Origin of the sequence: Nocardioides jishulii, from assembly GCF_006007965.1 — a bacterium.
In the GTDB taxonomy this organism is placed as follows: domain Bacteria; phylum Actinomycetota; class Actinomycetes; order Propionibacteriales; family Nocardioidaceae; genus Nocardioides; species Nocardioides jishulii.
The window spans coordinates 3,380,424-3,404,868 of record NZ_CP040748.1 but is presented as its reverse complement, the minus strand read 5'-3'; the positions used below and the strand labels follow the sequence as shown (position 1 = coordinate 3,404,868).

20 protein-coding genes are annotated in these 24,445 nt (G+C 71.7%); 12 read left to right on the top strand and 8 right to left on the bottom strand.

Annotated elements, in window-relative coordinates; all coding sequences use genetic code 11:
• Position 1: 1 nt before the first annotated feature.
• Both FCL41_RS16170 and FCL41_RS16165 read left to right on the top strand, forming a co-directional pair.
• Complete coding sequence (locus FCL41_RS16170; protein WP_137064676.1) at positions 2 to 1,738, top strand: sensor histidine kinase; 1,737 nt, start codon at positions 2 to 4, stop codon at positions 1,736 to 1,738.
• On the top strand, positions 1,735 to 2,382 hold the full coding sequence (locus FCL41_RS16165; RefSeq protein ID WP_137064677.1) for a maleylpyruvate isomerase N-terminal domain-containing protein: 648 nt from the start codon (positions 1,735 to 1,737) through the stop codon (positions 2,380 to 2,382). Before FCL41_RS16170 ends, FCL41_RS16165 begins: the two co-directional genes overlap by 4 nt.
• A gap of 55 nt (positions 2,383 to 2,437) precedes the next feature.
• On the opposite strand, the gene FCL41_RS16160 is transcribed toward FCL41_RS16165, so the two are convergent.
• The 3 genes from FCL41_RS16160 to FCL41_RS16150 all read right to left on the bottom strand — a co-directional run bounded on the left by FCL41_RS16160 (position 2,438) and on the right by FCL41_RS16150 (position 6,078).
• Complete coding sequence (locus FCL41_RS16160; RefSeq protein ID WP_137064678.1) at positions 2,438 to 3,130, bottom strand: NAD-dependent deacylase; 693 nt, start codon at positions 3,128 to 3,130, stop codon at positions 2,438 to 2,440.
• 97 nt (positions 3,131 to 3,227) lie between these two features.
• Positions 3,228 to 3,992 carry a DNA alkylation repair protein gene (locus FCL41_RS16155; protein WP_137064679.1) on the bottom strand — a complete coding sequence of 255 codons (765 nt, stop codon included), beginning with the start codon at positions 3,990 to 3,992 and terminating at the stop codon, positions 3,228 to 3,230.
• 28 nt (positions 3,993 to 4,020) lie between these two features.
• Positions 4,021 to 6,078: an MDR family MFS transporter gene (locus FCL41_RS16150; RefSeq protein ID WP_137064680.1), complete on the bottom strand. Its 2,058-nt coding sequence runs from the start codon at positions 6,076 to 6,078 to the stop codon at positions 4,021 to 4,023.
• A gap of 121 nt (positions 6,079 to 6,199) precedes the next feature.
• On the opposite strand from FCL41_RS16150, the gene FCL41_RS16145 reads away from it, so the two are divergent.
• A complete protein-coding gene (locus FCL41_RS16145) occupies positions 6,200 to 9,412 on the top strand; it encodes a DEAD/DEAH box helicase (protein ID WP_137064681.1) in 3,213 nt (1,070 codons plus the stop codon).
• Between the two features lie 24 nt (positions 9,413 to 9,436).
• Here FCL41_RS16145 and FCL41_RS16140 read toward each other — a convergent pair whose 3' ends face one another.
• The 3 genes from FCL41_RS16140 to gad all read right to left on the bottom strand — a co-directional run bounded on the left by FCL41_RS16140 (position 9,437) and on the right by gad (position 12,241).
• Complete coding sequence (locus tag FCL41_RS16140) at positions 9,437 to 10,579, bottom strand: N(5)-(carboxyethyl)ornithine synthase (protein WP_212723052.1); 1,143 nt, start codon at positions 10,577 to 10,579, stop codon at positions 9,437 to 9,439.
• On the bottom strand, positions 10,576 to 10,725 hold the full coding sequence (locus tag FCL41_RS17195) for a hypothetical protein (protein ID WP_170970163.1): 150 nt from the start codon (positions 10,723 to 10,725) through the stop codon (positions 10,576 to 10,578). Before FCL41_RS17195 ends, FCL41_RS16140 begins: the two co-directional genes overlap by 4 nt.
• A 127-nt stretch (positions 10,726 to 10,852) precedes the next feature.
• Positions 10,853 to 12,241 (bottom strand): glutamate decarboxylase, encoded by a 1,389-nt coding sequence (gene gad / locus FCL41_RS16135; protein WP_212723053.1) that lies wholly within the window; start codon positions 12,239 to 12,241, stop codon positions 10,853 to 10,855.
• 183 nt (positions 12,242 to 12,424) lie between these two features.
• On the opposite strand from gad, the gene FCL41_RS16130 reads away from it, so the two are divergent.
• The 7 genes from FCL41_RS16130 to ald all read left to right on the top strand — a co-directional run bounded on the left by FCL41_RS16130 (position 12,425) and on the right by ald (position 19,869).
• The gene (locus FCL41_RS16130; protein ID WP_137064683.1) at positions 12,425 to 12,970 is read left to right on the top strand and encodes a PadR family transcriptional regulator; all 546 of its coding nucleotides are present in this window, start codon (positions 12,425 to 12,427) and stop codon (positions 12,968 to 12,970) included.
• A complete protein-coding gene (locus tag FCL41_RS16125; protein ID WP_137064684.1) occupies positions 12,967 to 13,641 on the top strand; it encodes an ABC transporter ATP-binding protein in 675 nt (224 codons plus the stop codon). The genes FCL41_RS16130 and FCL41_RS16125 overlap by 4 nt, the downstream gene beginning before the upstream one ends.
• On the top strand, positions 13,638 to 15,530 hold the full coding sequence (locus tag FCL41_RS16120) for a hypothetical protein (protein WP_137064685.1): 1,893 nt from the start codon (positions 13,638 to 13,640) through the stop codon (positions 15,528 to 15,530). Before FCL41_RS16125 ends, FCL41_RS16120 begins: the two co-directional genes overlap by 4 nt.
• A 99-nt stretch (positions 15,531 to 15,629) precedes the next feature.
• Complete coding sequence (locus FCL41_RS16115) at positions 15,630 to 16,484, top strand: tryptophan 2,3-dioxygenase (RefSeq protein WP_137064686.1); 855 nt, start codon at positions 15,630 to 15,632, stop codon at positions 16,482 to 16,484.
• Positions 16,477 to 17,481, top strand: coding sequence for an amidohydrolase family protein (locus tag FCL41_RS17565; RefSeq protein ID WP_239021686.1), 1,005 nt, complete (start codon positions 16,477 to 16,479; stop codon positions 17,479 to 17,481). Before FCL41_RS16115 ends, FCL41_RS17565 begins: the two co-directional genes overlap by 8 nt.
• Positions 17,471 to 18,757: a kynureninase gene (kynU, locus tag FCL41_RS16105; RefSeq protein ID WP_239021685.1), complete on the top strand. Its 1,287-nt coding sequence runs from the start codon at positions 17,471 to 17,473 to the stop codon at positions 18,755 to 18,757. Before FCL41_RS17565 ends, kynU begins: the two co-directional genes overlap by 11 nt.
• The gene (gene ald, locus FCL41_RS16100; protein ID WP_137064687.1) at positions 18,754 to 19,869 is read left to right on the top strand and encodes an alanine dehydrogenase; all 1,116 of its coding nucleotides are present in this window, start codon (positions 18,754 to 18,756) and stop codon (positions 19,867 to 19,869) included. The genes kynU and ald overlap by 4 nt, the downstream gene beginning before the upstream one ends.
• Positions 19,870 to 19,942: 73 nt before the next feature.
• Here ald and FCL41_RS16095 read toward each other — a convergent pair whose 3' ends face one another.
• Positions 19,943 to 20,887, bottom strand: coding sequence for a 1,4-dihydroxy-2-naphthoyl-CoA synthase (locus tag FCL41_RS16095; protein ID WP_137064688.1), 945 nt, complete (start codon positions 20,885 to 20,887; stop codon positions 19,943 to 19,945).
• 215 nt (positions 20,888 to 21,102) lie between these two features.
• Here FCL41_RS16095 and FCL41_RS16090 point away from each other — a divergent pair, with 215 nt between their 5' ends.
• Positions 21,103 to 22,782 carry an ATP-binding cassette domain-containing protein gene (locus FCL41_RS16090; RefSeq protein ID WP_137064689.1) on the top strand — a complete coding sequence of 560 codons (1,680 nt, stop codon included), beginning with the start codon at positions 21,103 to 21,105 and terminating at the stop codon, positions 22,780 to 22,782.
• Positions 22,733 to 23,173, top strand: coding sequence for a nitroreductase family deazaflavin-dependent oxidoreductase (locus FCL41_RS16085; RefSeq protein WP_137064690.1), 441 nt, complete (start codon positions 22,733 to 22,735; stop codon positions 23,171 to 23,173). Before FCL41_RS16090 ends, FCL41_RS16085 begins: the two co-directional genes overlap by 50 nt.
• A 72-nt stretch (positions 23,174 to 23,245) precedes the next feature.
• Here FCL41_RS16085 and FCL41_RS16080 read toward each other — a convergent pair whose 3' ends face one another.
• Positions 23,246 to 24,442: a glycosyltransferase gene (locus FCL41_RS16080; protein ID WP_137064691.1), complete on the bottom strand. Its 1,197-nt coding sequence runs from the start codon at positions 24,440 to 24,442 to the stop codon at positions 23,246 to 23,248.
• Positions 24,443 to 24,445: the final 3 nt, after the last annotated feature.

Below are 24,445 nucleotides of genomic sequence, written 5' to 3'. Positions count from 1 at the left end.
CATGTGGGGCAGCTCCGACGATCGCGAGGCGCTGACCCAGTTCGCTGCAGCGATCGCCGACCTGACTCCCTTCAGGGTCTGCGTGATCGAGGTGCTGCGCGCCGACCGGATGCTCGAGGTCGTCGCCGTCCACGGCGATCCGGAGGCTGCTGAGCGCCTCGTCGGCCGGGCCCGGCCCCACGACGCGGTGGCCGCGATCGCCAGGGTGGGAGCGAGGTACGGCGCGTTCACCTTCGTCGCGCGCGACTGGCGTACGCCGCAGTCTGACGCGCTGCTCGAACGTCACCACCCCCGGAGCGTCGACGAGGTGGCGGGCCCGGACGCGTGGCGCGTCGGCGACGTGCTCGTGGCTGAGCTGCGTGACGAGGACGATCGGTTACGGGCGGTGGTGCACCTCGACGAGCCCCAGGACGGGCGGCGCCCGCAGGCGGAGATGCTCCTGACGCTGTCCGACTGCCTGCAGCTGGCCTTCCGCGCCGTCGTCAACGCGGTCGAGCGGGAGGAGCTGTTGCAGCGCGTGCGCTTCGCCGAGCTCACCCGCAAGCTGATCCGCCAGGCCAGCAACGCGATGGGGTTGCAGGAGCTGCTGGCGCTCGCGCAGACCACCCTGCGCGAAGGGTTCGGGGCCACCGACTTCCAGGTGCACCTCCGCGAGTCGGGCACCTATGACGTGATCCCCGACGAGATGCGCGGGGGCCACTTCCTCTTCGAGGCCCTCGAACGGATGGTCGAGCAGGCCTGGCGCGACGACACCGTCATCGTCTTCGAGCCCGGTCAGGTGTGGGAGGACGACGTCCTCGCCGCCGACCACGTGAGGGTGATCGAGGAGCTGCTGGACGCCTCCAAGATCGGGACATGCGTGCTCGTGCCGGTGAGCGGGGCCGGTCGGCTCCTCGGGACGCTGGTCATCGTGCGCTCCTTCGACACCCGGCGCTGGACGGCCAGCGAGAGCGTGGCCGCCCTCGACGTCGGACGTGACCTGGGTCGGGCGGTGCTCAACGCCCGCGCCCACGACCGTGAGCAGGAGCTCAGCGAGGAGCTGGTGCGCCTCGACGACTACCGGAGCCAGCTGATCGCGACGATGTCGCACGAGCTGCGCAACCCGATCGGTGTCATCCTCGGCCACCTCGAGCTGCTCGAGGGCTTCCCGGACATCCCCCGGGACTGGGCGCGGTCGCTGGTGGCCATCGGCAAGGGGGCCCATCGCCTCGACCGGCTGTCGGAGGACCTGCTCACCTTCAGCCGCTTGGGCAACCCCGCCCACCCGCTCGTCCGGGAGCGGCTCGACCTCATCGAGGTCGTGGAGGAGGCTGTGGAGATGGAGCAGCTGGCGGCCGAGCGGCGGGGTGTGAAGGTCGAGGTCGAGATGGACGAGAGACCCTTGGCCATCGAGGGCGACCGGTCGGAGATGGTCCGCATGGTCACCAACGTGCTCTCCAACGCGATCAAGTACTCCGACATGGGCGACCGCGTCGTCCTCCGCCTGGGCCGCGACGGCGAGTGCGTGGTCCTGTCGTGCACCGACGAGGGGATCGGCATCTCCCAGGCCGACCAGGCGATGCTGTTCGAGGAGTTCTTCCGCTCCACCAACCCCGACGCCTTCCAGCGTCCCGGCACGGGCCTCGGCCTGCCGATCCTGCGGCGCATCGCCCAGCGCCACGGCGGTCGCGTCAGCGTCGACTCCCAGCTCGGCGTCGGCACCGAGGTCCGCCTCTTCCTCCCACCGGCCGACTCATGACCCCGCTGCCCACGCCCGCCGAGGCGCCCGCGCTCATCGAGCAGGTGGCCCGCAGCCACGCTGCCCTCGAGGCCCAGCTGGCGGGCGTGACCCAGCGGCAGGTCGACGCACCCAGCCCGCTGCCGGGCTGGGACCGCGCGCACGTGGTCGCGCACCTCGCCCGCCAGGCCGACTCCACGACACGGATGGCCGAGGGAGCACGCACCCGCACCCCTGCGGTGCGCTACCCCGGGGGAGCGTCGGGCCGTGCCGCCGACATCGAGAGCAGTGCGCTCCAGCCTGTCGGCGCCCTCGTGAACGACCTCGTCGCTGCCGACGCCCGTTGCCTGGCGGCCGTGCGCGCGGTGGACCCGGAGGGGTGGGCGTACGCCCTCGACTGGGACGGGCACCTGCGGCCCGCGACGCGCCTGCTCCTCACCCGGTGGCGTGAGGTGGAGATCCACCGGGTCGACCTGGGCCTCGGCTTCACCCCCGACGACTGGTCGGACGAGTTCGTCTCCTTCGTGCTGCCCGGTGAGCTGCGTCGGCTGCCGAAGCGAGCGCCCGACGTCGAGGTGCCGCCGGGGCTCGACGAGCGGCAGACGTTGGCGTGGCTGGTGGGCCGTGGACGGCCGGGACTGCCGGCGTTGCCGCCTTGGCCCTGAGGGCGGGCAGGTCAGCCCAGCGGGCGGTGCAGGTCAACCCTGCGGGCCGGGCAGGTCAGCCCTCGGCCAGGAGCTCCTCGACCCACTGCGGCAGGAGGTCGCCCGCGCGGCCCTGCCGGGACTCGTCGAAGTCGTCGGTGGAGATGGTCCCGGCGAGGTTGATCTCGAGCGTCCGGGCGCCCTGCTCGGCGGCCCAGTGGACGAAGGCGGCCGCTGGCTGCACCTGGGCCGAGGTGCCGACCGCGACGAAGAGGTCGGCTTCCTGGAGGGCCTGGAGCGCCTCGTCCATGCGGTAGGGGATCTCGCCGAACCACACCACGTCGGGGCGCAGGGTGGACTCTCCGCAGGCGGGGCAGGGCGGGGAGTCGGAGAGGTCGGTCTCCCAGGGGAAGCGCGCCCCGCAGGAGAGGCACAGCGCGGAGAGCAGCTCGCCGTGCATGTGCAGCACCCGGGTCGAGCCGGCACGCTCGTGCAGGTCGTCGACGTTCTGGGTGATCACGAGCAGGTCGTCGCCGAGCGACTCCTCGAGACGGGCGAGCGCGACGTGCGCCGCGTTGGGCTCGACCTTGGCGAGGTGGGCGCGGCGCAGGTCGTAGAAGCGCTGCACGAGCACGGGGTTGGCGGCGAAGCCCTCGGGCGTGGCCACCTCCATGACGTCGTGGCCCTCCCACAGTCCGTCACTGTCGCGGAAGGTCGGCACGCCGCTCTCGGCGGAGATGCCGGCTCCTGTCAGCACGACGACCTTCATGCGCGAATCTCCTGGGGTGGTGTGCCGCTGCTCGGCGTCCTTCGGGCACCCCGGCCGGGACGCCAGCCATCCATTGTGTCCACCTGGTGGTCACTAGTCACGTCGACGACGGCGGCAGCGACCGCAGGTGCGCGCGGAGGTCGGCGTCCAGGTGCTCGGTGGCGTAGGAGAGTGCGGTGCGCCCCATGTCTCCCGCGTGCTCGGTGAGGAAGTCGACGAGCTGGGCGCGGTCGATCCGCTTCCCGACCTCACGCAGCATCCAGCCCGTCGCCTTCTGGACGAGGTCGCGCCGGTCGGCCAGCACCTGCTCGGCCACGGCGAACGTCGGTTGTGGGTCGCCCGCCTTGGTGTGGGCGAAGGTCGCGAGGATCCCGACGCGGCGCCGCCACAGGTCCTCGTCGCCCGCGAGCGTGTGGATGAGGGCGGTGCCGGCCCCGGACGTACGCACGTGCTCGCCGACCAGCCACTCGGCGGAGACATCGACCAGGTCCCAGTTGTCGACGCACCCGGCCCGCACCGCGTCGAGGTGGAGCGCGTGGAGGCGTCGGCGCAGGTCGTCGTCGCGGGTACGCGGGCGCAACGCCCGCTTGAAGGCCTCGACCGCGATGACCAGGGCCGTGAGGCGGTGCTCGTGCTCGACGTCGTCCAGCAGGTCGCGGATCTCGACGAGCGGGAGGGCGGCGTACGTCTTCGCCACCGTCCGCACCTTCGGCACGCGCACGCCGATGAAGACGTCGCCCTCGCCGTAGCCGCCGGGCTGGGTCTGGAAGAACCGCGCGTGGTTGAGCGCGTCGTCAGGGTCGGCGACCCGGGCGAGGGCGGAGCGTACGTCGTCGGCGGTGGGCGTCCCGGGGTCGGTCACGGCCCCATCCTGCCGCGCTCAGGCAGCGTCAGGCAGCGTCCGGTAGGTCCGCGTCCGGCGGGGCCGACTTCTCCGGCGGGTCGGCACGCTCGATCACGATGCGCCGGACCGAGGTGGCGATCGCGTCACGCACGTCGTCGGGGTCCTCGTCGCCCATCCCCTCCAGGTGGGTGAGGACCCACTGGGTGAGGCTCTCGCGGAGCCGGTCCACCGCGGCATGGCCACGGGGGGTCAGGGTGAGGTCGTCCAGGGGGCCCTCGACGTATCCCGCCTCCGACACCCTGCGGAAGATCGGCTCCAGGACCGCGGACGGCAGCTGCCGCGACCACGCGAGCTGGACCACGTCGGCCCGGCGCCCGGACCCGGTGAGCCCGTTCACCTGGACGATCGCCCAGACGTCGGCCGCGTTGAGGTCGGGTTCGTCCGACTGGAGCAGCTCGAGCACCCGGTCGCGCCGCTCTCCGTAGAGCAGCTGCGCGATCCGGCGGGCCAGGATCTCCCCGCTGTGCAGCGACTCCGGGGCGGCGAAGCCGGAGCCGAGGTCGTTGGCCTCCGGCGCGACGGTGTCGTGGAGCTTCACCCGCGGCAGCAGCACCGCGAGGACGAACGCGACCAGCGCCACCGGCACTGCCCAGAGGAAGACGTGCGTGAGGGAGTAGGCGTAGGCATCGACGATCTTGCTGATGACGCCGGCGTCCAAGGAATGCAGCGCGCTCGGTGTCTTCAGGTCGGCTGGTCTCACCCCGGGACTCTCGGCGATCGCCTCCGGGAGCCGGCCCTTGAGGAAGTTGGAGTAGAGCGTCCCGAAGATGGCGGCGCCGAAGGCACTTCCCATGGTGCGGAAGAAGGTCACCCCCGACGTCGCGACGCCGAGGTCGGCGTACGCCACCGAGCTCTGCACGATGATCGTGAGGATCTGCATGCTCATCCCGATGCCGAGGCCGAGGATGAAGAGGTAGAGCGACGAGACGTCCACCCGGGTCGAGGCGTCCATCCGCGAGAGCAGGAAGAGGCCGAGGGCCATGACCAGGCCGCCCACGACCGGGAAGATCTTGTAGTGGCCGGTCTTGCTCACGACGTTGCCGCTGGCCGTCGCGGTGATCATCAGCCCGATCACCAGAGGCAGCATCCGGATCCCCGAGAAGGTGGCGCTGGCGCCCTCGACGTACTGGAAGAACGTCGGGAGGAAGGTCATCGCCCCCAGCATCGTGAAGCCCACGACGAAGCTCAGTGCGCAGCAGTCGGCGAAGACCTTCGACCGGAAGAGCCGTATCGGCAGGATGGGCTCGGCGGCCCTGGTCTCGATCAGCACGAAGACGCCGAGCACCACCACACCGCCCACCAGGAGCCCGATGATCTGCCAGGAGCCCCACGCGTAGGTCGTGCCGCCGAAGCTGGTCGCCAGGATCAGCATCGAGGCGCCCAGCGCCACAGCGGTCATGCCGGCGTAGTCGATCCGGGGCTTGGCCCCACCGGGGACGAGGGGGATCGTGAACCGGGCCGCGAGGATCACGAGCGCGGCGAGCGGCACGTTGACGTAGAAGCACCAGCGCCAGCTGAAGCCGTCGGTGAGCAGCCCTCCGAGGAGCGGGCCGATCACGGTCGCGACCCCGAAGACGGCGCCCAACGCTCCCTGGAACTTGCCGCGCTCTCGCAGCGGGATGATGTCGGCGATCAGCGCGGTCGCCGTGACGGACAGGCCGCCCGCGCCGATCCCCTGGATCGCCCGCGACCCGATCAGCCACGCCATGCCCTCCGACAGGCCGCAGAGGGCGGAACCGAGGATGAAGACGACGACGCTGAGCTGGAAGACGCGCGTACGCCCGAACTGGTCACCCAGCTTGCCCACGACCACCGTGGTCGCGGTCTGCGCCAACAGGTAGGAGGTCACCACCCACGAGACGTGGTTGCCGCCGCCGAGGTCGCCGACGATCGTGGGCAGCGCGGTGGAGACGATCGTCGCGTCGAGGGCTGCCAGCAGCATGCCCATCGCGATGGTGGCGAAGGCCGCGATGCGGGCCCGTCCGACGAGGGCCACCGGAGGCGACGGCGCCGCACGGGAGGGCAGCTCGGCGGTGGTGGTCATCAGGCCTCCTTGCGACGGACTCCTTTGCAGTGTGCGCCCGCCCGGCCGCTTTGGGAACGGGCCTTAGGACCCTTGCGTCCCGTGCCGTGGGCCCGCCCGCGGGTGTGACAGCCTTGACGTCGTGCCACGGGTGACGATCAGCGACGCTGCGCTCTACGCGGCGTTCGACCCCGGCACCATCGCTCGCGGGCGCAGGTACGCCGCGACCCGCAGGGTGCGGTCCCTGAAGGTCACCGACCTGGCCGACGGCGCGTTCGAGGTCACCGGGACGGTGGTCGGCAGCCGGGCTGCGCCCTACCGAGTCACCGTCGTCGTCGACGACGCGCGGATCGACTCCACCTGCGACTGCCCGGTCGTCCGTCGCTGCAAGCACGCGGTGGCCTTGCTGCAGGAGGTGCGCTCGGCGGAGTCGCTGCGCCCGGTCGCGGCCACGCCTGCCTGGCAGCGCAGCCTCGACCAGGTGCTCACCCCCCTCGAGCAGGAGCGGCCGGCCCCAGGCGTACGGCGCAAGCTGGCGCTGCAGTTCGAGATCCCGGTGCCGACCCGGCGCCGCTACCGCTCGCACGACGATGCCGCCCACCGGCTGTGGCTGCGCCCGATGCGTCAGGGCGCCCGGGACAACTGGATCAAGACCGGCATCACCTGGGCGCACGCCGAGAGTCCGCAGTACGACGACACGCACGACCTCGACCAGCTCGCCGTCCTGCACCGGTTCGTCCGCGCCGTCCCCGGGGCCGCGCCTCGCGACGTGCTGGACCTGACCACGATCGGTCCGCAGCTGCCCGAGCTGCTGCACGAGGCCCAGGAAGCCGGGATCCCGTTGATCGGCGGCGAGCGGGTCTCCGCGGTCCACGTGGCGGACCCCGTCGTCGCGGCACTCGACGTCCGGACCGACGACGGCGGTGCCCGGCTGGACCTCGGGGTGTGGCACGACGGGAGGCTCTTCAGCGGTGGCGACCTGCTGCTGCTGGGCCGCGAGCCGCACACCGTCGCCCTGGTCTCGCCGGCGCGGGCGAACTCGACCGCGGCGCACCCGAAGGTGCACCTCGTGCTCGCACCGCTGCAGCAGCGCCTGCCCGAGGTCGTGGCCCAGCTCCACCAGCGCGGCCACGGGCTCACGGTGCCGGCGGCTGACCGCGCCGCCTTCGAGACCGACTACCTGCCTCGGCTGCGCCAGCACCTCGAGGTCACCTCCTCCGACGGCTCCCTCGAGCTCGTCGACGAGGCACCGCCGCGGCTGCAGGTGCTCGTCGCCTGGGAGGGGGTGCGGGCCGAGGTCACGTGGCAGTGGCGCTACCCGACGGCGGAGGGCGGCACCACCTACCCGCTCGAGGGCGGGGCCCGGGCCCTGAACGTACGTCGTCCTGCTGCCGAGCGCGCGCTGCTCGCCGCTGCTGGGGAGTGGGACCACCTCCAGCCCCGCGCAGGCGTGGCCGGCTCGGCCGCGGTCGACTTCGTCGCCGACGACCTCCCCCGGCTCGAGGCCCACGAGGGCATCGAGGTCGTGGAGACCGGGCAGCGGCCCGACTTCCGCGGCGCCGTGGAGGCCCCCACGATCGAGTTCGCTGCGCCCGACGACGACGTCGAGGGGGCGTCCACCGACTGGCTCGACCTCCGGGTGGTGATCGACGTCGAGGGCGAGCAGGTGCCGCTCACCGACCTGCTGTCCGCGCTCACCACCGGACAGCCGCGGCTGGTGCTGCCGAGCGGCCTGCACCTGGCGACCGATCGCCCGGAGTTCAGGCGTCTGGCCGAGCTGGTCGCCGCGGCGGGGGAGATCAAGGAGGCCCGCCGTGACGGGCTGCGGGTCGGCGAGCACGACCTGGGCCTGTGGGCCGAGCTCGCGGAGCTCGGCGTGATGGACGCCCGGGCCGCCCGCTGGGTGGAGGCGGCGCAGGCGTTGATCGGGATCGACGGCTTGCCCGAGGTCGAGGTGAGCGGCCTGGTGAGCACGCCCCGGCCCTACCAGCAGGACGGGATCCGCTGGCTGGCGCTGCTCTGGCAGCTCGGCCTCGGCGGGATCCTCGCCGACGACATGGGGCTGGGCAAGACGCTGCAGACGTTGGCCCTGATCAGCCACGCGCGGGCTCAGGGTGCAGCGCCGTTCCTGGTGGTCGCACCGACGAGCGTGATGACGGCGTGGGCCTCGGAGGCAGCGCGGCACACGCCAGGGCTCACGGTGACGGTGGTGGAGGCCTCCGCGGCCCGTCGCCGGGAGTCCTTCGCCGAGGTCGTGGCGGGAGCCGACGTCGTCGTGACCTCGTACACGCTGCTGCGGTTGGAGGCCGATGCCTACGCCGATCGGGAGTGGGGCGGGCTCGTGCTCGACGAGGCGCAGGCGATCAAGAACCACCAGAGCAAGACCTACCAGGCCGTGAGCCGGGTGGAGGCGCCGTTCCGGCTGGCCGTGACCGGGACGCCCTTCGAGAACAGGCTGATGGAGCTGTGGTCGTTGCTGTCGATCACGGCGCCGGGGCTCTATCCGTGGCCGCAGAAGTTCCTCGAGCAGGTGGTGCAGCCGGTCGAGAAGCGCGGTGACCCCGAGGCGTTGGCCCGCTTCCGCGCGAGGGTGCGGCCGTTCGTGCTGCGGCGTACGAAGGACCTCGTCGCCGCCGACCTGCCGCCCAAGCAGGAGCAGGTGCTCCTGGTGCCGCTGGGCGCGGCCCACCAGCGCATCTACGACACCTGGCTGCAGCGCGAGCGGCAGTCGATCCTCGGCCTGGTCGACGACTTCGGCAGCAACCGGGTGGCGATCTTCAGTGCGCTGACCCGCCTGCGCCAGCTGAGCCTCGACCCGGCGCTCGTCGACGAGGAGCACGAGGGCATCGGCTCGGCGAAGCTCGATGCCCTGGTCGAGCACCTCGTCGAGCTGTCCGCCGAGGGCCACCGCGCGCTGGTCTTCAGCCAGTTCACCAGCTTCCTCAAGCGGGCACGCCGGCGGATCGAGGCCGCCGGTCTGACGGTGCGCTACCTCGACGGCTCGACCCGCCACCGGGGCGCCGAGATCGAGGCCTTCAAGGAGGGCGACGGCGACGCGTTCCTGATCAGCCTCAAGGCCGGCGGGGTGGGCCTGACCCTGACCGAGGCCGACTACGTCTTCGTGCTCGACCCGTGGTGGAACCCGGCCGCCGAGAACCAGGCGGTCGACCGGGCGCACCGCATCGGCCAGTCGCAGCACGTGATGGTCTACCGCCTGGTCTCCGCCGGCACCATCGAGGAGAAGGTGATGGCGCTCAAGCAGCGCAAGGCCGACCTCTTCGCCGCGGTCTTCTCGGGCGAGGGAGCAGTGGGCAGCGGCCTGGATGCCGACGACGTCCGCGAGCTCTTCGCCTGACGTGGTCGGCGCTCGGCGCCGGCCTCAGTCCAGGGCGTACGGGTGTGTCTCCGCGCGTCCCTGGAAGGTGAGGATCGCCGGGTTGACCACCCGTCCCTCGCGGATCTCGATCGCTCGGGACAGGGTCTCGTCGGCGTCCCAGCCGCTGGCTCCCTCGAGCACCGGGCGGATGAAGGGGATCAGCGCGTTGCTGTTCTCCCAGGTGGCGGAGTTCCACAGGTAGGACGGGCTGTGGTCCACGCCGTAGTAGAGGATGTTGTCGCCCACGACGAACGTCGGCTCGTCGAAGGTCGTCGGTCGCGCCCAGCTGAAGCCCATGCCTCGGTCGCAGGAGACGTCGACGATGAGGCTGCCCGGCCTGAAGGCGGCCAGGTCGTCGTCGCGCAGGTACATGAGCGGGTGGTTGGGGTCCTGGAGCGTGCAGTTGACGACGATGTCGTTCTCGGCGAGGTAGCCCGCCAGGGGCTCACGGCCCGCGTCAGTGATCACGTGGCTCACGTCGGCGTCGTCGGGATCGTGGTCGAACTGCCGGATCAGCACCGAGTGGATCGGTGAACCCACGGCCGTCACGCCCCGGTGGGTGAGGACCGCGACGTCGTGCACCCCGTGCGCCTTGAGCGCAGTCACGGCTCCGCGCGCGGTGGCACCGAAGCCGATCACCACGGCGCTCAGGCGGCGCCCGTAGTCGCCCGTCAGGCCCGCCAGCGCGAGCGAGTGCAGCACCGAGCTGTAGCCGGCCAGCTCGTTGTTCTTGTGGAAGACGTGCAGGCCGAAGCCGCCGTCGCTGCGCCAGTGGTTCATCGCCTCGAAGGCGATCAGCGTGAGCTGCCGGTCGATGGCGATCTGGGTGAGCTCGGCGTCCTGCACGCAGTGCGGCCAGCCCCACAGCACGGTGCCGGTGCCCATCGCGGCGACATCGGCGTGCTGCGGCTTCGGGAGCAGGACGACGTCGGACTCGGCCAGCAGCTCCTCGCGCGACGCGAACCCGGCCACGTGCTCGGCAAGATCGTCGTCGGAGACGCCGAACCGGGCGCCGTAGCCGTGCTCGAGCCTCATCCGGGCGCGGAGGTCGGCGTCGAGGCCGGGGATGTGGTCCGGGTGGAGCGGGAGGCGGTGCTCGTTCTCCATGGAGGACGAGCCGATCACGCCGAGTCCGAGGAGAGTCACTTCTTCCTGCCCTGGCGTGCCTGGTCGGAAGCGGCCTGGCCGGAGAGTGTCTGGCCGGAGGCCTCGGCGCGCTTGTCGGCGCGCTTCTCCTTGAGAGACTTGTCAGACTTCTTGGTCATGCCTTGCCGCGGTGACTTGTCACTCATGGGCGGATCTCTCTGAGAGGAAGCCTGGACGGCTCCGTCTCGCGACACTACGTCCTTGCGTGCCGGGATGTCGCATGTCGAAGGGGCCGAGGCGGCTCGTGAGGGATGCCGCGGGACGGGGCACCCCTCAGTGGTGGAATCCCGTGCCTTCCTCGGCGGTGAACGATGCCTTGGGCGCGTGCTTCCCCAGCACGTCCAAGGAGCGGCGGAAGTCGTCCAGGAGCAGCGAGGCCATGTCGCGACTGACGTCGTGGCGGACGAGGATGCGTTGGATGGCAAGGTCCTCGCGGTGCGGAGGCAGCGTGTACGCGGGCACCTGCCAGCCACGCGTACGGAGCCGGTCGGCCAGGTCGAAGAGGTTGAACCCCGGGTCCGCGCCCGGTGTGATCTTCCAGGCCAGCCCGGGGATCCCGCCTCGTCCGTCGTAGATCATCTCGAAGGGACCCATCGCGGTGATCTCGTCGGCCAGGTAGCGGGCGGTGGCGTAGCTGGCCTCGTGGATCTTGCGGTAGCCCTCGCGTCCCAGTCGCAGGAAGTTGTAGTACTGGGCCACGACCTGACCCCCGGGGCGGGAGAAGTTGAGCGCGAAGACCGCCATGTCGCCACCGAGGTAGTTGACGTGGAAGACGAGGTCGTCGGGCAGGTCGTCGGCGTCGCGCCACACCACCCAGCCGACCCCCAGCGGGGCCAGCCCGAACTTGTGCCCCGAGGCGTTGATCGACTTCACCCGTGGCAGTCGGAAGTCCCAGACCCGGTCGGGCTCCACGAAGGGAGCGATGAACCCGCCGCTGGCGCCGTCGACGTGCATCGGCACGTCGAGCCCGGTCTCGTCCTGGAGCTGGTCGAGCGCCGCCGCGACGTCGGCCACGGGCTCGTACTGGCAGGTGAAGGTGACGCCCAGGGTGGGCACGACGCCGATGGTGTTCTCGTCGACACGCTTCAGCACCTCGTCGGGGTCCATGAGCAGCCGGTCGCCCTCCATGGGGATCTCGCGGTGCTCGACGTCCCAGTAGCGGGTGAACTTGTGCCAGCAGATCTGCACCGGTCCGGTGACCAGGTTGGGGCGGTCGGTCGACTTCCCTTCGGCCCGGCGGCGTGCGCGCCACTTCCACAGCAGGGCCATCCCGCCCAGCATCGCTGCCTCGCTCGACCCGGTGGTCGAGGTGCCCATGGTGTCGGCCGCGTCGGGACTGTTCCACAGGTCGGCGAGCATGTGGACGCAGCGCGCCTCGAGCTCGGCGGTCTGCGGATACTCGTCCTTGTCGATCATGTTCTTGTCGACCGAGAGCCGCAGCAGCTCGTTGACCTCCGGCTCCACCCACGTCTGGCAGAAGGTGGCCAGGTTCTGGCGTGAGTTGCCGTCGAGCATCAGCTCGTCGTGCACGAGCTGGAAGACGTGCTCGGCGACGTGCTCATCCTGCGGGAAGCGATATTTCGGGATCGCCTCCGACAGGTCGCGGGAGGCGAAGACGTCGTCCTCCATCGCGTCCCGGACAGATTGCCTGCGGTGCAACATGGGCACGCCTCTCGGTCGGCCTGCGAAGCACTCCCCCGGAGTCCGCTGAGTGCTCGGTCCTTCGACGGTAACGGCCCGGGGAGGGTGGGGCAACCGGTCGGTCCTCCGCGCCACTCGACACCTGGCTGACGCGCCGAGACAACTACTCGCCCCATCTATACACCATGTGTATAGTCGCCCAGCATGAGCACTTCGGACGCCCTGCTGGCGCTGCTGGAACCTGCCCCGGCCCACGGCTACACCCTCAAGCAGGACTACGACCGGTGGTTCGCGCACAAGCGTCCGCTCGCCTTCGGTCAGGTCTACGCCACCCTCACCCGGCTCGAGAAGAAGGGCTTCGTGGCGCTCGCCGACGTCGAGGCCGGCCACGGCCCTGACCGGCGGCTCTACGAGATCACTCCGGACGGCGTCACGGCCCTCGACGCGTGGGTCTCGACGCCGCAGGAGCCCGACCTCTTCGCCACGTCCACCCTGTACGCCCGGCTCACCGTCGCGTTGCTCTCGGGCCGGGACGCCACCCAGGTGCTCGCCGGGCAGCGCGAGGCCCACCTCACCCGCATGCGCGAGCTCCAGAAGGTGCGACGCGACGCCAGCGGGGCCGACCTCCTGGCGGTGACCTACGAGCTGGCCCACCTCGACGCCGACCTGCGGTGGATCGAGGAGTCCGGAGCCCGTCTGGACCAGACCCGTCAGGCCCTCGCGGCGGCGTCGGGCAGGGCTGACCGATGATCACCGCGCGCGACCTCACGCTCTCCTACGGCCCCACTCCCGCGCTGCGGGGCGCCTCGCTGCGCCTCGATCCCGGCACCAGCACGGCGCTGATGGGGGCGTCCGGCTCCGGGAAGTCGAGCCTGCTGCACTGCCTGGCCGGGGTGCTGGTGCCCGACACCGGCGTCGTCCACCTCGACGGGGTCGAGCTCAGCGGCCTCGGTGACCGCGACCGCAGTCGCCTGCGTCTCGAACGGATCGGCGTGGTCTTCCAGCACGGCGACCTGGTGCCCGAGATGACCGTCATCGAGAACGTCGCCCTGCCGTTGCAGCTGCTCGGCGTGAAGCGGGCCGAGGCTCGCCGCCGCGCCCAGGACCTGCTGGCCGAGCTGGGGGTCGCGGACGTCGCCCACCGGCGTACGAGCACGGTCTCGGGTGGCCAGGCCCAACGCGCCGCCGTCGCCCGGGCGGTGGTGCACGAGCCGACCGTGGTGCTGGCGGACGAGCCCACCGGGGCGCTGGACAGCCTCAACGCCGAGGCCGTGATGGACGCGCTGGTCATGCTCGTACGCCGCGCCGGCGCCACCCTGCTCGTGGTCACCCACGACAACCTGGTGGCCTCGCACCTCGACCGGCTGGTGACGCTGAGCGACGGCGTGGTCGTCGCGTCCGGTCAGGGGGCGGTCCGATGAGCAGCGTCCTGACCCTGGGGATCCGCCTCGCCTGGGGGTCGAAGGAGCAGCGGCTGCGCAGCGTCGCGGTCGCGGTCGCCACGGCCCTGGGCGTCGCCGCCCTGCTGCTGGTCTGGAGCGTGGCCCGGGACCGGCTGGTCGGCGCCGGTGCCTACTCCAGCGAGGTCGGTGTCGTCATCGCCGGCACCGTCGCGATGGTGGCGCTCCCGGTGGTCGCGATGGTGGCCACGGTCGCGAAGCTGCAGATCCGCGAGCGGGAAGTGACGCTCGCCAACCTCCGCCGCCTCGGTCTCAGTGCGACCCGTACGCGGCTCGTCGCGGGGGTGGAGGTGGGGATCGCCAGCGTCACGGGGGTGCTGCTGGGGGTCCCGCTCTTCGCGCTGCTCCTCGCGCTGGTGCAGCGGATCGACGTGGCTGGGCAGCCGTGGAACCCGGGGCTCCTCGCGGTCCCGCTGTGGGGGTGGGCCGCCGTGCTGGTGGGCGTGCCGGCGGTGGCGGTCGTGGTGGCTGCCTGGCCGCCCACGGAGTCGTCCGAGCGAGGCGTCGATCCGGGCGTCGAACCGGCCGCCGCGACCCGAGGTGCGGGTCTGTGGCGCCTCCTTCCCCTCCTGGTCGGACTCGCGGCGTGCACCTGGGCGATGCGCCGTCCGTCGGACGGCTTCGTCAGCGATGCCCAGGCGTACGTCGTCATGGCGGGCGTCGCCCTCGCCGTCCTCGGCCTGCTGCTCGCTGCTCCCGTCCTCGTCGGCCTCGTCGCCGACCTGGGGGTGAGGGTGGCTCGCTCGCCGGAAGCGACGATCGCTGCTCGGCGCCTCCAGGCGCGACCGGGGGCCGTGCTGCGCGTCGTCGCCACCCTGATGGCCGTGCTGGCGGTGCTCGCCGGGGCCCCGGGTGTCCTGGCAGCCTTCGAGGACGTGGCGCAGTACGGGGAGGGGGAGCGCAACCTCAGTCGGGGGCAGGCGGCCGAGGTGCCGGTCGCTGCGTCAGCGGCAGCGGCGACGGTGGCTCGGCTCGAAGGGGCGCAGGGCATCGAGGACGTGGTCGACCTGCCCGTCGTCATGGTCGGCGTCGAGGGTCAGGACCCCGACGACGAGGCGTTGCTGGGCGTGGTGGCCACCTGCGCCGACCTGACCGCGGTGGGCGCCGAGGTCGACGGCTGCGTCGACGACCGCGTCCTGATGGGCGACTTCCGTGCCGACCTCCTCGCTGCCAGGTCGGGGAGAGCCACCCCTGTGCGTTTTGACGGGGAGCAGCCCGCGGACGTGTCCGCGCCGCTGGATCTCTCCGCCGCGGTGCGGGTGCCCTCCGGTGAGCTCTACGACTGGCGGGTGGCTGGCGGGGTGGACCTCGTGGTCCCGCCGAGCACGCCCGGGATGGCCGACCTGGTCGCCGTGACCGGGCACCGCCTGATCGTGCTGGCGCCGCCCGGGCGCGACCTGATGTCGGCCCTGGACCGGGCCGGGGTCGGCGGCTTCTCGATGAACGACAGCCAGGACTACGACTTCACCCAGGGCCTCTTCTTCCTGGCGCGGTTGATCGCAGCGCTGCTCCTCCTGCTCGGGACGTTCACGCTGACGGTCGCGATGGTCGACCGCGCCTGCGCCCACCGCCAGCAGGACGCCTCACTGCGCAAGCTCGGCACTGCCCCCGGCGTCCTGCGGCGGGCCCAAGGACTCGAAGCGCTGGTGCCGCTGCTCATCGGTGGGGTGAGTGCGGTCCTGGTCGGCTGGTTCGGTGGCAACACCTGGCTCACGCTGACCGGAGAAGAGATCGACCCCGCGGGGTTGCCCTGGGCGCTGCTGCTGGGCTGTGTGGTGGCGTCGTTGGTCGTGGCGGGGGTGACCATGCTCGGTGGCCGGAGGGGCTGGCGGCAGGTCGCCAGGTCCTGACGCGCACGGTGTGGCGGACGCCGGTCGCGTGACGTGTGAGGCCACCTGGGTGAGGATGGGGAGGGTCAACGCACCCAGACTCGAAAGGTGGTCGGCCCGATGGCACACGGCCCCGGCGAACGTCCGCTCGAGGACGGGATCCGCACGGACTTCTCGACCGCCCTGGACTACGGCACCTACCTGGGACTGGACCAGCTGCTCTCGGCGCAGCACCCGCTGAGCACTCCCGAGCATCCCGACGAGCTGCTCTTCATCGTGCAGCACCAGACCACGGAGCTCTGGTTCAAGCTGGTGCTGCACGAGCTCACCTCGGTGCGCCGCTACCTCGCGGCCGACGAGACGAGCCGGGCCCGCAAGGCGCTCGCCCGGGTCAAGCACATCTTCCGCACCCTCGCCGAGCAGTGGTCGGTGCTGGCCACGCTCACGCCCACCGAGTACGTCGAGTTCCGCGGCTTCCTGGGCTCCTCGTCGGGGTTCCAGTCCCACCAGTACCGGTCGGTGGAGTTCATCCTCGGCAACAAGAACGCCGCGATCCTCCCGGTGTTCGACGCCAAGCCCGAGATCCGGGCCGGTCTCGCGCAGCTGCTCGACGAGCCCACGGTCTACGACGAGTTCCTGCGCCACCTCGCGCGCCAGGGGTTCGACGTCCCGGCCGAGGTCCTCGAGCGTGACGTCCGTCAGCCGTGGGTCGAGGTCCCCGCACTCATCCCGGTCTTCGGCGAGATCTACGCCGACCCCGAGGCGCACTGGGGGGCGTACGCGGTCTGCGAGGACCTCGTCGACCTCGAGGATGCCTTCCAGTTCTGGCGCTTCCGCCACCTGCGCACGGTGCAACGCACGATCGGGTTCAAGGTCGGCACCGGCGGCAGCTCGGGGGTCGACTTCCTCAAGCGGGCGCTCGACCTGACCTTCTTCCCCGAGCTCTACAGCGTCCGGACGGACATCGGTGCCTGATCACGCCGTCGCCGACTTCTGGGACGGCCAGCGTCACGGCCCGTCGTTGCTCCGAGTCTGCGACGGCGTCCTGCAGCGGATCGGACCTCTGCCTGCGGGCGTGCAGCCCGAGCCGGTCACGGTCCTCCCGGGGCTGGTCGACCGGCACGTCCACCTCGGGCTCGTCGACCTCGCCGACCTGGCCGACTCGCCCGTGGTCGAGGTGCACGACCTCGGTTGGGATCCGGACGCCGTCCTGCACTGGCGGGTCCACCCGCCGAGCGGTGTCCGGGTTGCGGTGGCGGGCCCGTTCCACACCGCACCGGGGGGTTATCCGTCAGGCCGGTCCTGGGCGCCGGACGACGCGATCCGGACCGTCGCCTCTCCGGACGAGGCGCGGCTGGCCGTCGCCGACGCCGTCGCGGGGGCGTACGACGTGGTCAAGGTGGCCCTGCACGCCGACATGGCGCTGCTCGACGACGAGACCCTGGCGGCGCTCGTCGACGCGGCCCACGCCGCCGGCCTGCCGGTGGGGGTGCACGCCGAAGGGCCCGGACAGGCGGCGCGCGCCATCGAGTCCGGTGCCGACCTGCTCGTGCACGCCCCCTGGACCGAGGCGCTGCCGGACGAGCTCCTGCGGCGCGGCCGGTCGATGACCTGGTGCTCCACGCTGGCGATCCACGACGACGGTGACCGGCAGCGCGCGATCGACAACGTACGCCGGTTCCGCGCGCTCGGGGGCCGGGTCGTCTACGGCACCGACGCCGGCAACGGACCCGCACCCGCCGGGGTGAACCCGGCCGAGATCCGGGCGCTGGGCGAGGCGGGGCTGGCCGGCGATGAGCTGCTCGCCGCGCTCACCAGCACGCCCTCAGCGACCGGTCCGGGCCCGTTCTCGGTCGAGCGGCTGCTCGTCTCGCCCCGTCCGCTGCCCCAGACCGCCGACGAGGTCGTCGCGTGGCTGGCCGACTGCCGTCGCTTCGACGTCGCATCGCTGGAGGAGAACCGTGCCCCCTGAGAACCTGCCTGACCACCTGCCGGAGCGCCTGCGCCAGGAGGCCGAGCAGCTCGACGCGACCGACCCGCTGGCGTCCTTCCGTGACGCCTTCGTCCTGCCCGAGGGCGTCGTCGCCTACCTCGACGGCAACTCGCTCGGCCGTCCGCTGGCGCGTACGCGTGACCGCATCGGCTCCTTCGTCGCGGACGAGTGGGGCGAGCGCCTGATCCGCGCCTGGGACGAGAAGTGGATGGACCAGCCCCTGGTGCTGGGCGACCAGCTCGGACGGGTGGTCCTGGGCGCGGCGGCGGGCCAGACCACCGTCGCCGACTCCACGACGGTGCTGCTCTACAAGCTGCTGCGGGCGGCCGTGGACGCCTCGCCCGAGCGCACCGAGATCGTCGCCGACACCGAGAACTTCCCCACCGACCGGTTCCTCGTCGAGTCCGTCGCCGCCGAGCGCGACCTGACCGTGCGCTGGATCTCGCCGGATCCCGCCGCCGGGGTGACCGTTGACCAGGTGCGCGAGGCGGTCTCTGCGCGTACGGCCGTGGTCCTGCTCAGCCACGTCGCCTACAAGTCGGCGTACGTCGCGGACCTGCCGGCGATCACCGCCGCCGCTCACGAGGTCGGGGCGCTGGTGCTCTGGGACCTCTGCCACTCCGCGGGGGCGGTCGAGCTCGCCCTCGACGCTGACGACGTCGACCTGGCGGTCGGCTGCTCCTACAAGTACCTCAACGGAGGCCCGGGAGCCCCGGCGTTCGCATACGTCGCCGAGCGGCTGCAGGAGCGCCTGGCCCAGCCGATCACCGGGTGGATGGGGCACGCGGAGCCGTTCGCCATGGGCGGTGACTACGAGCCCGCCAAGGGCATGCGCCGGTTCATCAGCGGCACTCCGCCGATCCTGGGGATGCTGCCGCTGGCGGACATGCTTGACCTGGTGGAGGAGGCGGGCATGCCTGCCGTCCGCGCCAAGTCGGTGCTGCTGACGGCGTACGCGATCCGGGTCAGCGAGGAGCTGCTCGCTCCCCTCGGGGTCACCGTGGCCTCGCCCGCCGACCCCGACCGACGCGGCAGCCACGTCCTGCTCGAGCACGACGCGATGCGTGAGGTCGTCGCTGGCCTGTGGCAGCGCGGCGTGATCCCCGACTTCCGCCCTCCGCGCGGTCTGCGGGCCGGTCTCTCCCCGTTGAGCACCAGCTTCACGGAGGTGCTGGTGGCGCTCGGCCACGTGCACGACCTGCTCACCGAGACATCTGAGAGCGGGACATCCGACGAGAGGAAGCAGAACCCATGACCGTCATCGGCGTCCCCCGCGAGATCAAGAACCACGAGTACCGCGTGGCCATCACCCGCATCGGTGTCCACGAGCTCGTCTCGCGCGGCCACCAGGTGCTGGTCGAGTCGGGGGCCGGCGTCGGTTCCTCGATCACCGACGAGGAGTACGCCGCGGCGGGAGCCACCATCGTTCCCGCAGCTGAGGAGGTGTGGGGCTCCGCCGACATGGTGCTCAAGGTCAAGGAGCCGGTCGCCGCGGAGTACGACTTGCTCCGCGAGGACCTGACGCTCTTCACCTACCTGCACCTGGCCGCGAACAAGCCGCTCACCGAGGAGCTGCTCGCGCGCAGGACCACGTCGATCGCGTACGAGACCGTCCAGCTGCCCTCCGGCGCGCTGCCGCTGCTCTACCCGATGTCGGAGGTGGCCGGCTGCCTGGCGCCGCAGGTCGGGGCGCACTCCCTGCTCGCGGCGAAGGGCGGACGCGGCGTGCTCATGGGCGGCGTCGGCGGTGTCGCCAACGCGAAGGTCGTCATCATCGGCGCCGGCGTCTCGGGCCAGAACGCCGCCAACATCGCGCTCGGCATGGGCGCCGACGTCACCCTGCTCGACACCGACCTCGACAAGCTGCGGATGTCGTTCTGGCGCTACGACAACCGGGTGCACGGCCTGGCCTCCTCCCGGCTGGTGATCGAGGACCAGGTGCGCGAGGCCGACCTGGTGATCGGCGCCGTGCTGATCCCCGGTGCTGCCGCTCCCAAGCTGGTCAGCAACGACCTGGTGGCCCAGATGAAGCCGGGCTCCGTGCTCGTCGACATCGCCATCGACCAGGGCGGCTGCTTCGAGGACTCCCGTGCGACCACGCACGACGACCCGACCTACCAGGTGCACGGCTCGACGTTCTACTGCGTCGCCAACATGCCGGGCGCCGTGCCGAACACCTCGACGTACGCCCTGACCAACGCGACCTTGCCGTACGCCGTCGCCCTGGCCGATCGGGGCTGGCGCGACGCCTTGCGGGCAGACCAGAGCCTGGCGCGCGGGTTGAGCACCCACGCGGGTCTGCTGACCAGTGCTCCCGTGGGTGAGGCGTTGGGGCTGCCGGTGGTCAGCCACGAGGAGGTCCTGTGAAGAAGAATGGCGGAAGGTCCAGGTCACCAGGTGACCCGAACCTTCCGCCATCTTCAATGAGAGGCCGAGCGACTCAGTAGTACCAGGGGTACGGGCTCCAGTCGGGCTCGCGCTTCTCGACGAACTGGTCGCGGCCCTCCTGCGCCTCGTCGGTCATGTACGCCAGGCGCGTGGTCTCGCCGGCGAAGAGCTGCTGGCCGACCAGGCCGTCGTCGAGCAGGTTGAACGAGTACTTGAGCATCCGCTGGGCCGTCGGCGACTTGCCGTTGATCTTGGCGCCCCACTCCAGCGCGACCTTCTCCAGGTCGGCGTGGTCGACGACGCGGTTGACCGCGCCCATGCGGTGCATGGTCTCGGCGTCGTACGCCTCGCCGAGGAAGAAGATCTCGCGGGCGAACTTCTGGCCCACCTGGCGGGCGAGGTACGCCGAGCCGTAGCCGCCGTCGAAGGAGCCCACGTCGGCGTCGGTCTGCTTGAAGATCGCGTGCTCGCGGCTCGCGATGGTGAGGTCGGCGACCGCGTGCAGCGAGTGGCCGCCGCCGGCAGCCCAGCCCGGCACCACGCAGATGACGACCTTGGGCATGAAGCGGATCAGGCGCTGGGCCTCGAGCACGTGCAGGCGCGCGAGCTTGGCCTTGTCGATGGGGCTCGGGGCCTCGGCGCCGGTGTCGTCCGCGCCGATCTCCTTGTCCTCGTACTGGTAGCCGGCCTTGCCGCGGATGCGCTGGTCGCCGCCGGAGCAGAAGGAGTACTTGCCCGACTTCGCCGACGGGCCGTTGCCGGTCAGCAGCACGCAGCCCACGTCGGCCGACGTACGCGCGTGCTCCAGGGTCGCGATCAGCTCGTCGACGGTGTGCGGGCGGAACGCGTTGAGCACGTCGGGGCGGTCGAACGCGATGCGGACCGTGCCGTGCGCCTTCGCCCGGTGGTAGGTCATGTCGGTCAGGCCCTCGAACCCGGGGACCACGTCCCACGCGTCAGGGTCGAAGGTGTCGCTCACTCCGTCGATCGCACTCATGGGTCGCAGGTTATCGCTGCGCCCGGAAAACCATTGGCGAGCCCCACGAGCTGATGCCTACTGTGGCTCGCATGAGGCACTACTTCTTCCTGTGAGCTGCGCGGCTCCGTCACCCCGGCCGTCCGGCCCTGGTGACGTCGAGCCAGTGCGTCCTGTCCCTGGGTCCCCGTGCGTCCGCACGTGCGTGACCCGACCTCACCGGAAGGAGCGTGCCCGTGCGCCCCGCACCGACACACCCCGTACCTGCCCGCGACCGGGCCCAGCTGGTCGCCGCTGGCGTCACCCTGACCCGCGGCCACGCCCTCGTCCTCGACCACCTCGACCTCACCGTCACCCCGGGTGCCCGACTTGCCGTCGTCGGCGAGAACGGCCGCGGCAAGACCTCCTTGCTCCACGTGCTCGCCGGCCGCCTCGTCCCGGACTCCGGGGAGGTGCGCCGCCACGGCACGCTCGCGGTGGCGGAGCAGGAGATGGAGCCAAGTGACGCGACCGTCAGGGACGCGGTTGCCGCCGCGATCGCCCCGGCCCTCGACGCTCTTGCCCGCCTCGACGCGGCCGCCGATGGCCTCGCGGAGGGCACCGGCGGCGCGGAGGAGGCGTACGCCGCGGCCCTCGCCGACGCGGAGGCGCTCGACGCGTGGGACGCCGAACGCCGCGTCGACCTCGCACTGGAGGCCCTCGGCGCGGTCACCGACCGCACCCGTCGTCTCGACTCCCTCTCAGTCGGCCAGCGGTACCGGGTGCGGCTCGCCTGCCTTCTCGGCGCCGACGACGACTTCCTGCTGCTCGACGAGCCGACCAACCACCTCGACCGCTCCGGCCTGGAGTTCCTCACCGCCCGCCTGCATGACCGCTCCGGCGCGGTCGTCCTGGTCAGCCACGACCGGGCGCTGCTGGCCGACGTCGCCGACACCGTTCTCGACCTCGACCCCACTGCCGACAGGCGACCCCGCCTCGACGGCGGTGGCTGGGAGGCGCACCGCGAGGCTCGCCGCGTCGCGCGCGAGCGGTGGGAGCAGGAGTACGCAGCCCAGCAGGAGACGTACTCCCGGCTCGCCGCCGACCTGGCCAGGGCGCAGGACCGGCTGGTCAGCGGCTGGCGCCCGCCCAAGGGCTCTGACAAGCACGGCCGCGCGACCCGCGCCGGAGGCCTCGTACGCAGCGTGCACCGCCGCTGTGACGAGCTCGATGCCCTCGCACTCGACGTGCCCGAGCCGCCGCAACGCCTTGCGTTCCCGGCTCTGCCGCGGTCGCGCGGGGTGCTGCTCCACGTCGAGGAGGTCCGGTTCGCCGGCCGCCTGGAGGAGGCAGCCACCCTCGACGTCGAGGGTGGTGGACGGCTGCTGCTCACCGGCCCCAACGGCGCCGGCAAGTCGACCCTGCTGGCGCTCATGGCCAGGACCCTCGCCCCGACCTCGGGCCGGGTCCGCGACGCCGGCGGACTGCGGATCGGGTTCCTCCGCCAGGAGTCGGACCTGCCGCTCGACACGGTGGTCCGCGACCTGTGGCTCGACGCCGGGGCGCGGATCCCGCTCGAGCGGCTGGGGCTGCTGCGGCGCGAGCACCTCGACAAGAGGGTCGGTGAGCTGTCCGTCGGGCAGCAACGACGACTCGACCTGGCGCTGGTGCTGGCCCGCCAACCGCACCTTCTGCTCCTCGACGAGCCGACCAACCACCTCTCGTTCACCCTCGTCGACGAGCTGACCCAAGGGCTGGAGCAGACGCCGGCCGCGGTGGTGGTCTCCACGCACGACCGCCAGCTGCTGCGCGACATGGCGCACTGGCCGAGGATGGAGCTCAGAGCGGGTTCGGGAATGACCGGCGTCACAGTGCGGTTGCCCCCACATGGCACTCGAAGGAACGTACGTCCCCAGCAAGCAGCAGTGGGTCCGTGACCAGGTCGCTGAGTACGAAGCGTCCGGCGGCACCCGCGCCACGACCCTGCGCGACTCCGACGACCCCGTCGTGGTCATCACCTCGCGCGGCGCCAAGTCGGGCAACCTGCGCAAGAACCCCGTCATGCGCGTCGAGCGCGACGGGAAGTACCTGGCCGTGGCCTCGATGGGTGGCGCGCCGGAGAACCCCTCCTGGTACGCCAACTTCGTCGCCCACCCCGAGGTCGACCTCCAGGACGGGCCGGAGAAGCACACCTACTCCGTGCGCCTGCTGTCCGGCGAGGAGCGCGCCGACTGGTGGGAGTACGCCGTGGCCACCTGGCCGACCTACGGCGAGTACCAGAAGAAGACCGACCGGGAGATCCCGCTCTTCCTGCTCGAGCGGATCTGAGCCGAACGTCGACCAAAGGTGGCTCAGATGCCCTCGATCAGGGCGTCTGGTCACCTTTTGGTCGACGTTGCGTCAGGCATTCACCCGCACGACCAGTCTCAGCAGCGCGTCCGCCGCAGCCGACGCGCCGCCGCACGAGGCGAGATCGGCCGCCATCGCCTGCGCGCCCGCCCGCAACGACTCGTCGTGCAGCGCGAGCTCGATCGCGTCCCGCAGGGCTTCGGGCCTGACCCGGGCGAATTTCACCCGTACGCCTGCTCCGGCCCGCACCACCTGGTCGGCGATCACGGGCTGGTCGTCGCGGATCGGGGCCACCACCAGCGGCAGCCCGTTGGAGAGTGACTCACACACCGTGTTGTGGCCACCGTGCGAGACCACCGCATCGGCGCGCCGCAGCACCGCGAGCTGCGGCACCCGCTCGCGTACGACGACGTTGGCCGGCGGGTCCGGCACCATCGCGTCCGGCGCCACGAAGACTCCCTGCCACGGCTGGTCGACGAACGCCTCGGCCGCCACCTGCCAGAACCGCGCACCTGCCTCGGCGTTGAGCGTGCCCAGCGAGACCAGCACCAGCGGCAGCTCCGGGCCGAGCAGGCTCCAGTCGAAGTCGTCGACCTCCGCCCGGTCGAGCCCCGAGGGGCCGACGTACGCCACAGGCACGGACCCGCTCACGCTCTCCAGGCCGTCGCCGACCAGGACGCTGGAGGTATGGGCGAGCACCAGGTGCTCCGACAGGCGGAGGTCGCCGGCCTCGGCCACCTCGCGCGGGACTCCGTGGGCGACCTGGAGCTCGATGCGCGCGCGGTGGAAGGTCTCCGCCACCTTCGGCAGCCCGGCGAGCGGGTCGACCATCTCGGCCGACGTGGTCGCCGAGGTGGCCCAGGTCAGGCCGCGTCGGCGCGCCACCACCGCTCCGGCCCAGGTCTGCTGGTCGCTGACGAGCACGTCGGGTTCGAACTCGATGACGGCCGCGTCGACGCCCTCGACCATCACCTGGCACATGGGGATCAGCGCCTCCTCGACGAGGAACTTGTAGGCCGCCGCCCCCCGCAGGTCGGAGCGCAGGACGTTGCGTCCGGCCACCTCGCCGGCCCACTGCTCCGAGCCCGCCGGGATGAACCGTCCCCAGTCGGGCAGCATGGCCCGGAGCTGCCCGGGCAGTCCGGCCCACGCGACCTCGTGGCCCCGTCGCGTCAGCTCGGCCGCCACCGGGATGGTCGGGTTGACGTGCCCGGCGAACGGCGGGACCACGAAGAGGAAGCGCGCCATCGG

Bases quoted from the DNA above. Each gene is read 5' to 3' on its own strand.
- FCL41_RS16120 (WP_137064685.1), top strand. From the start codon at position 13,638: ATGAGCAGCGTCCTGACCCTGGGGATCCGCCTCGCCTGGGGGTCGAAG.
- FCL41_RS16130 (WP_137064683.1), top strand. From the start codon at position 12,425: ATGAGCACTTCGGACGCCCTGCTGGCGCTGCTGGAACCTGCCCCGGCC.
- FCL41_RS16085 (WP_137064690.1), top strand. From the start codon at position 22,733: ATGGCACTCGAAGGAACGTACGTCCCCAGCAAGCAGCAGTGGGTCCGT.
- FCL41_RS16165 (WP_137064677.1), top strand. From the start codon at position 1,735: ATGACCCCGCTGCCCACGCCCGCCGAGGCGCCCGCGCTCATCGAGCAG.
- ald (WP_137064687.1), top strand. From the start codon at position 18,754: ATGACCGTCATCGGCGTCCCCCGCGAGATCAAGAACCACGAGTACCGC.
- FCL41_RS16080 (WP_137064691.1), bottom strand. From the start codon at position 24,442: ATGGCGCGCTTCCTCTTCGTGGTCCCGCCGTTCGCCGGGCACGTCAAC.
- FCL41_RS16160 (WP_137064678.1), bottom strand. From the start codon at position 3,130: ATGAAGGTCGTCGTGCTGACAGGAGCCGGCATCTCCGCCGAGAGCGGC.
- gad (WP_212723053.1), bottom strand. From the start codon at position 12,241: ATGTTGCACCGCAGGCAATCTGTCCGGGACGCGATGGAGGACGACGTC.
- FCL41_RS17195 (WP_170970163.1), bottom strand. From the start codon at position 10,725: ATGAGTGACAAGTCACCGCGGCAAGGCATGACCAAGAAGTCTGACAAG.
- FCL41_RS16115 (WP_137064686.1), top strand. From the start codon at position 15,630: ATGGCACACGGCCCCGGCGAACGTCCGCTCGAGGACGGGATCCGCACG.
- FCL41_RS16125 (WP_137064684.1), top strand. From the start codon at position 12,967: ATGATCACCGCGCGCGACCTCACGCTCTCCTACGGCCCCACTCCCGCG.
- FCL41_RS16170 (WP_137064676.1), top strand. From the start codon at position 2: ATGTGGGGCAGCTCCGACGATCGCGAGGCGCTGACCCAGTTCGCTGCA.
- FCL41_RS16150 (WP_137064680.1), bottom strand. From the start codon at position 6,078: ATGACCACCACCGCCGAGCTGCCCTCCCGTGCGGCGCCGTCGCCTCCG.
- FCL41_RS16095 (WP_137064688.1), bottom strand. From the start codon at position 20,887: ATGAGTGCGATCGACGGAGTGAGCGACACCTTCGACCCTGACGCGTGG.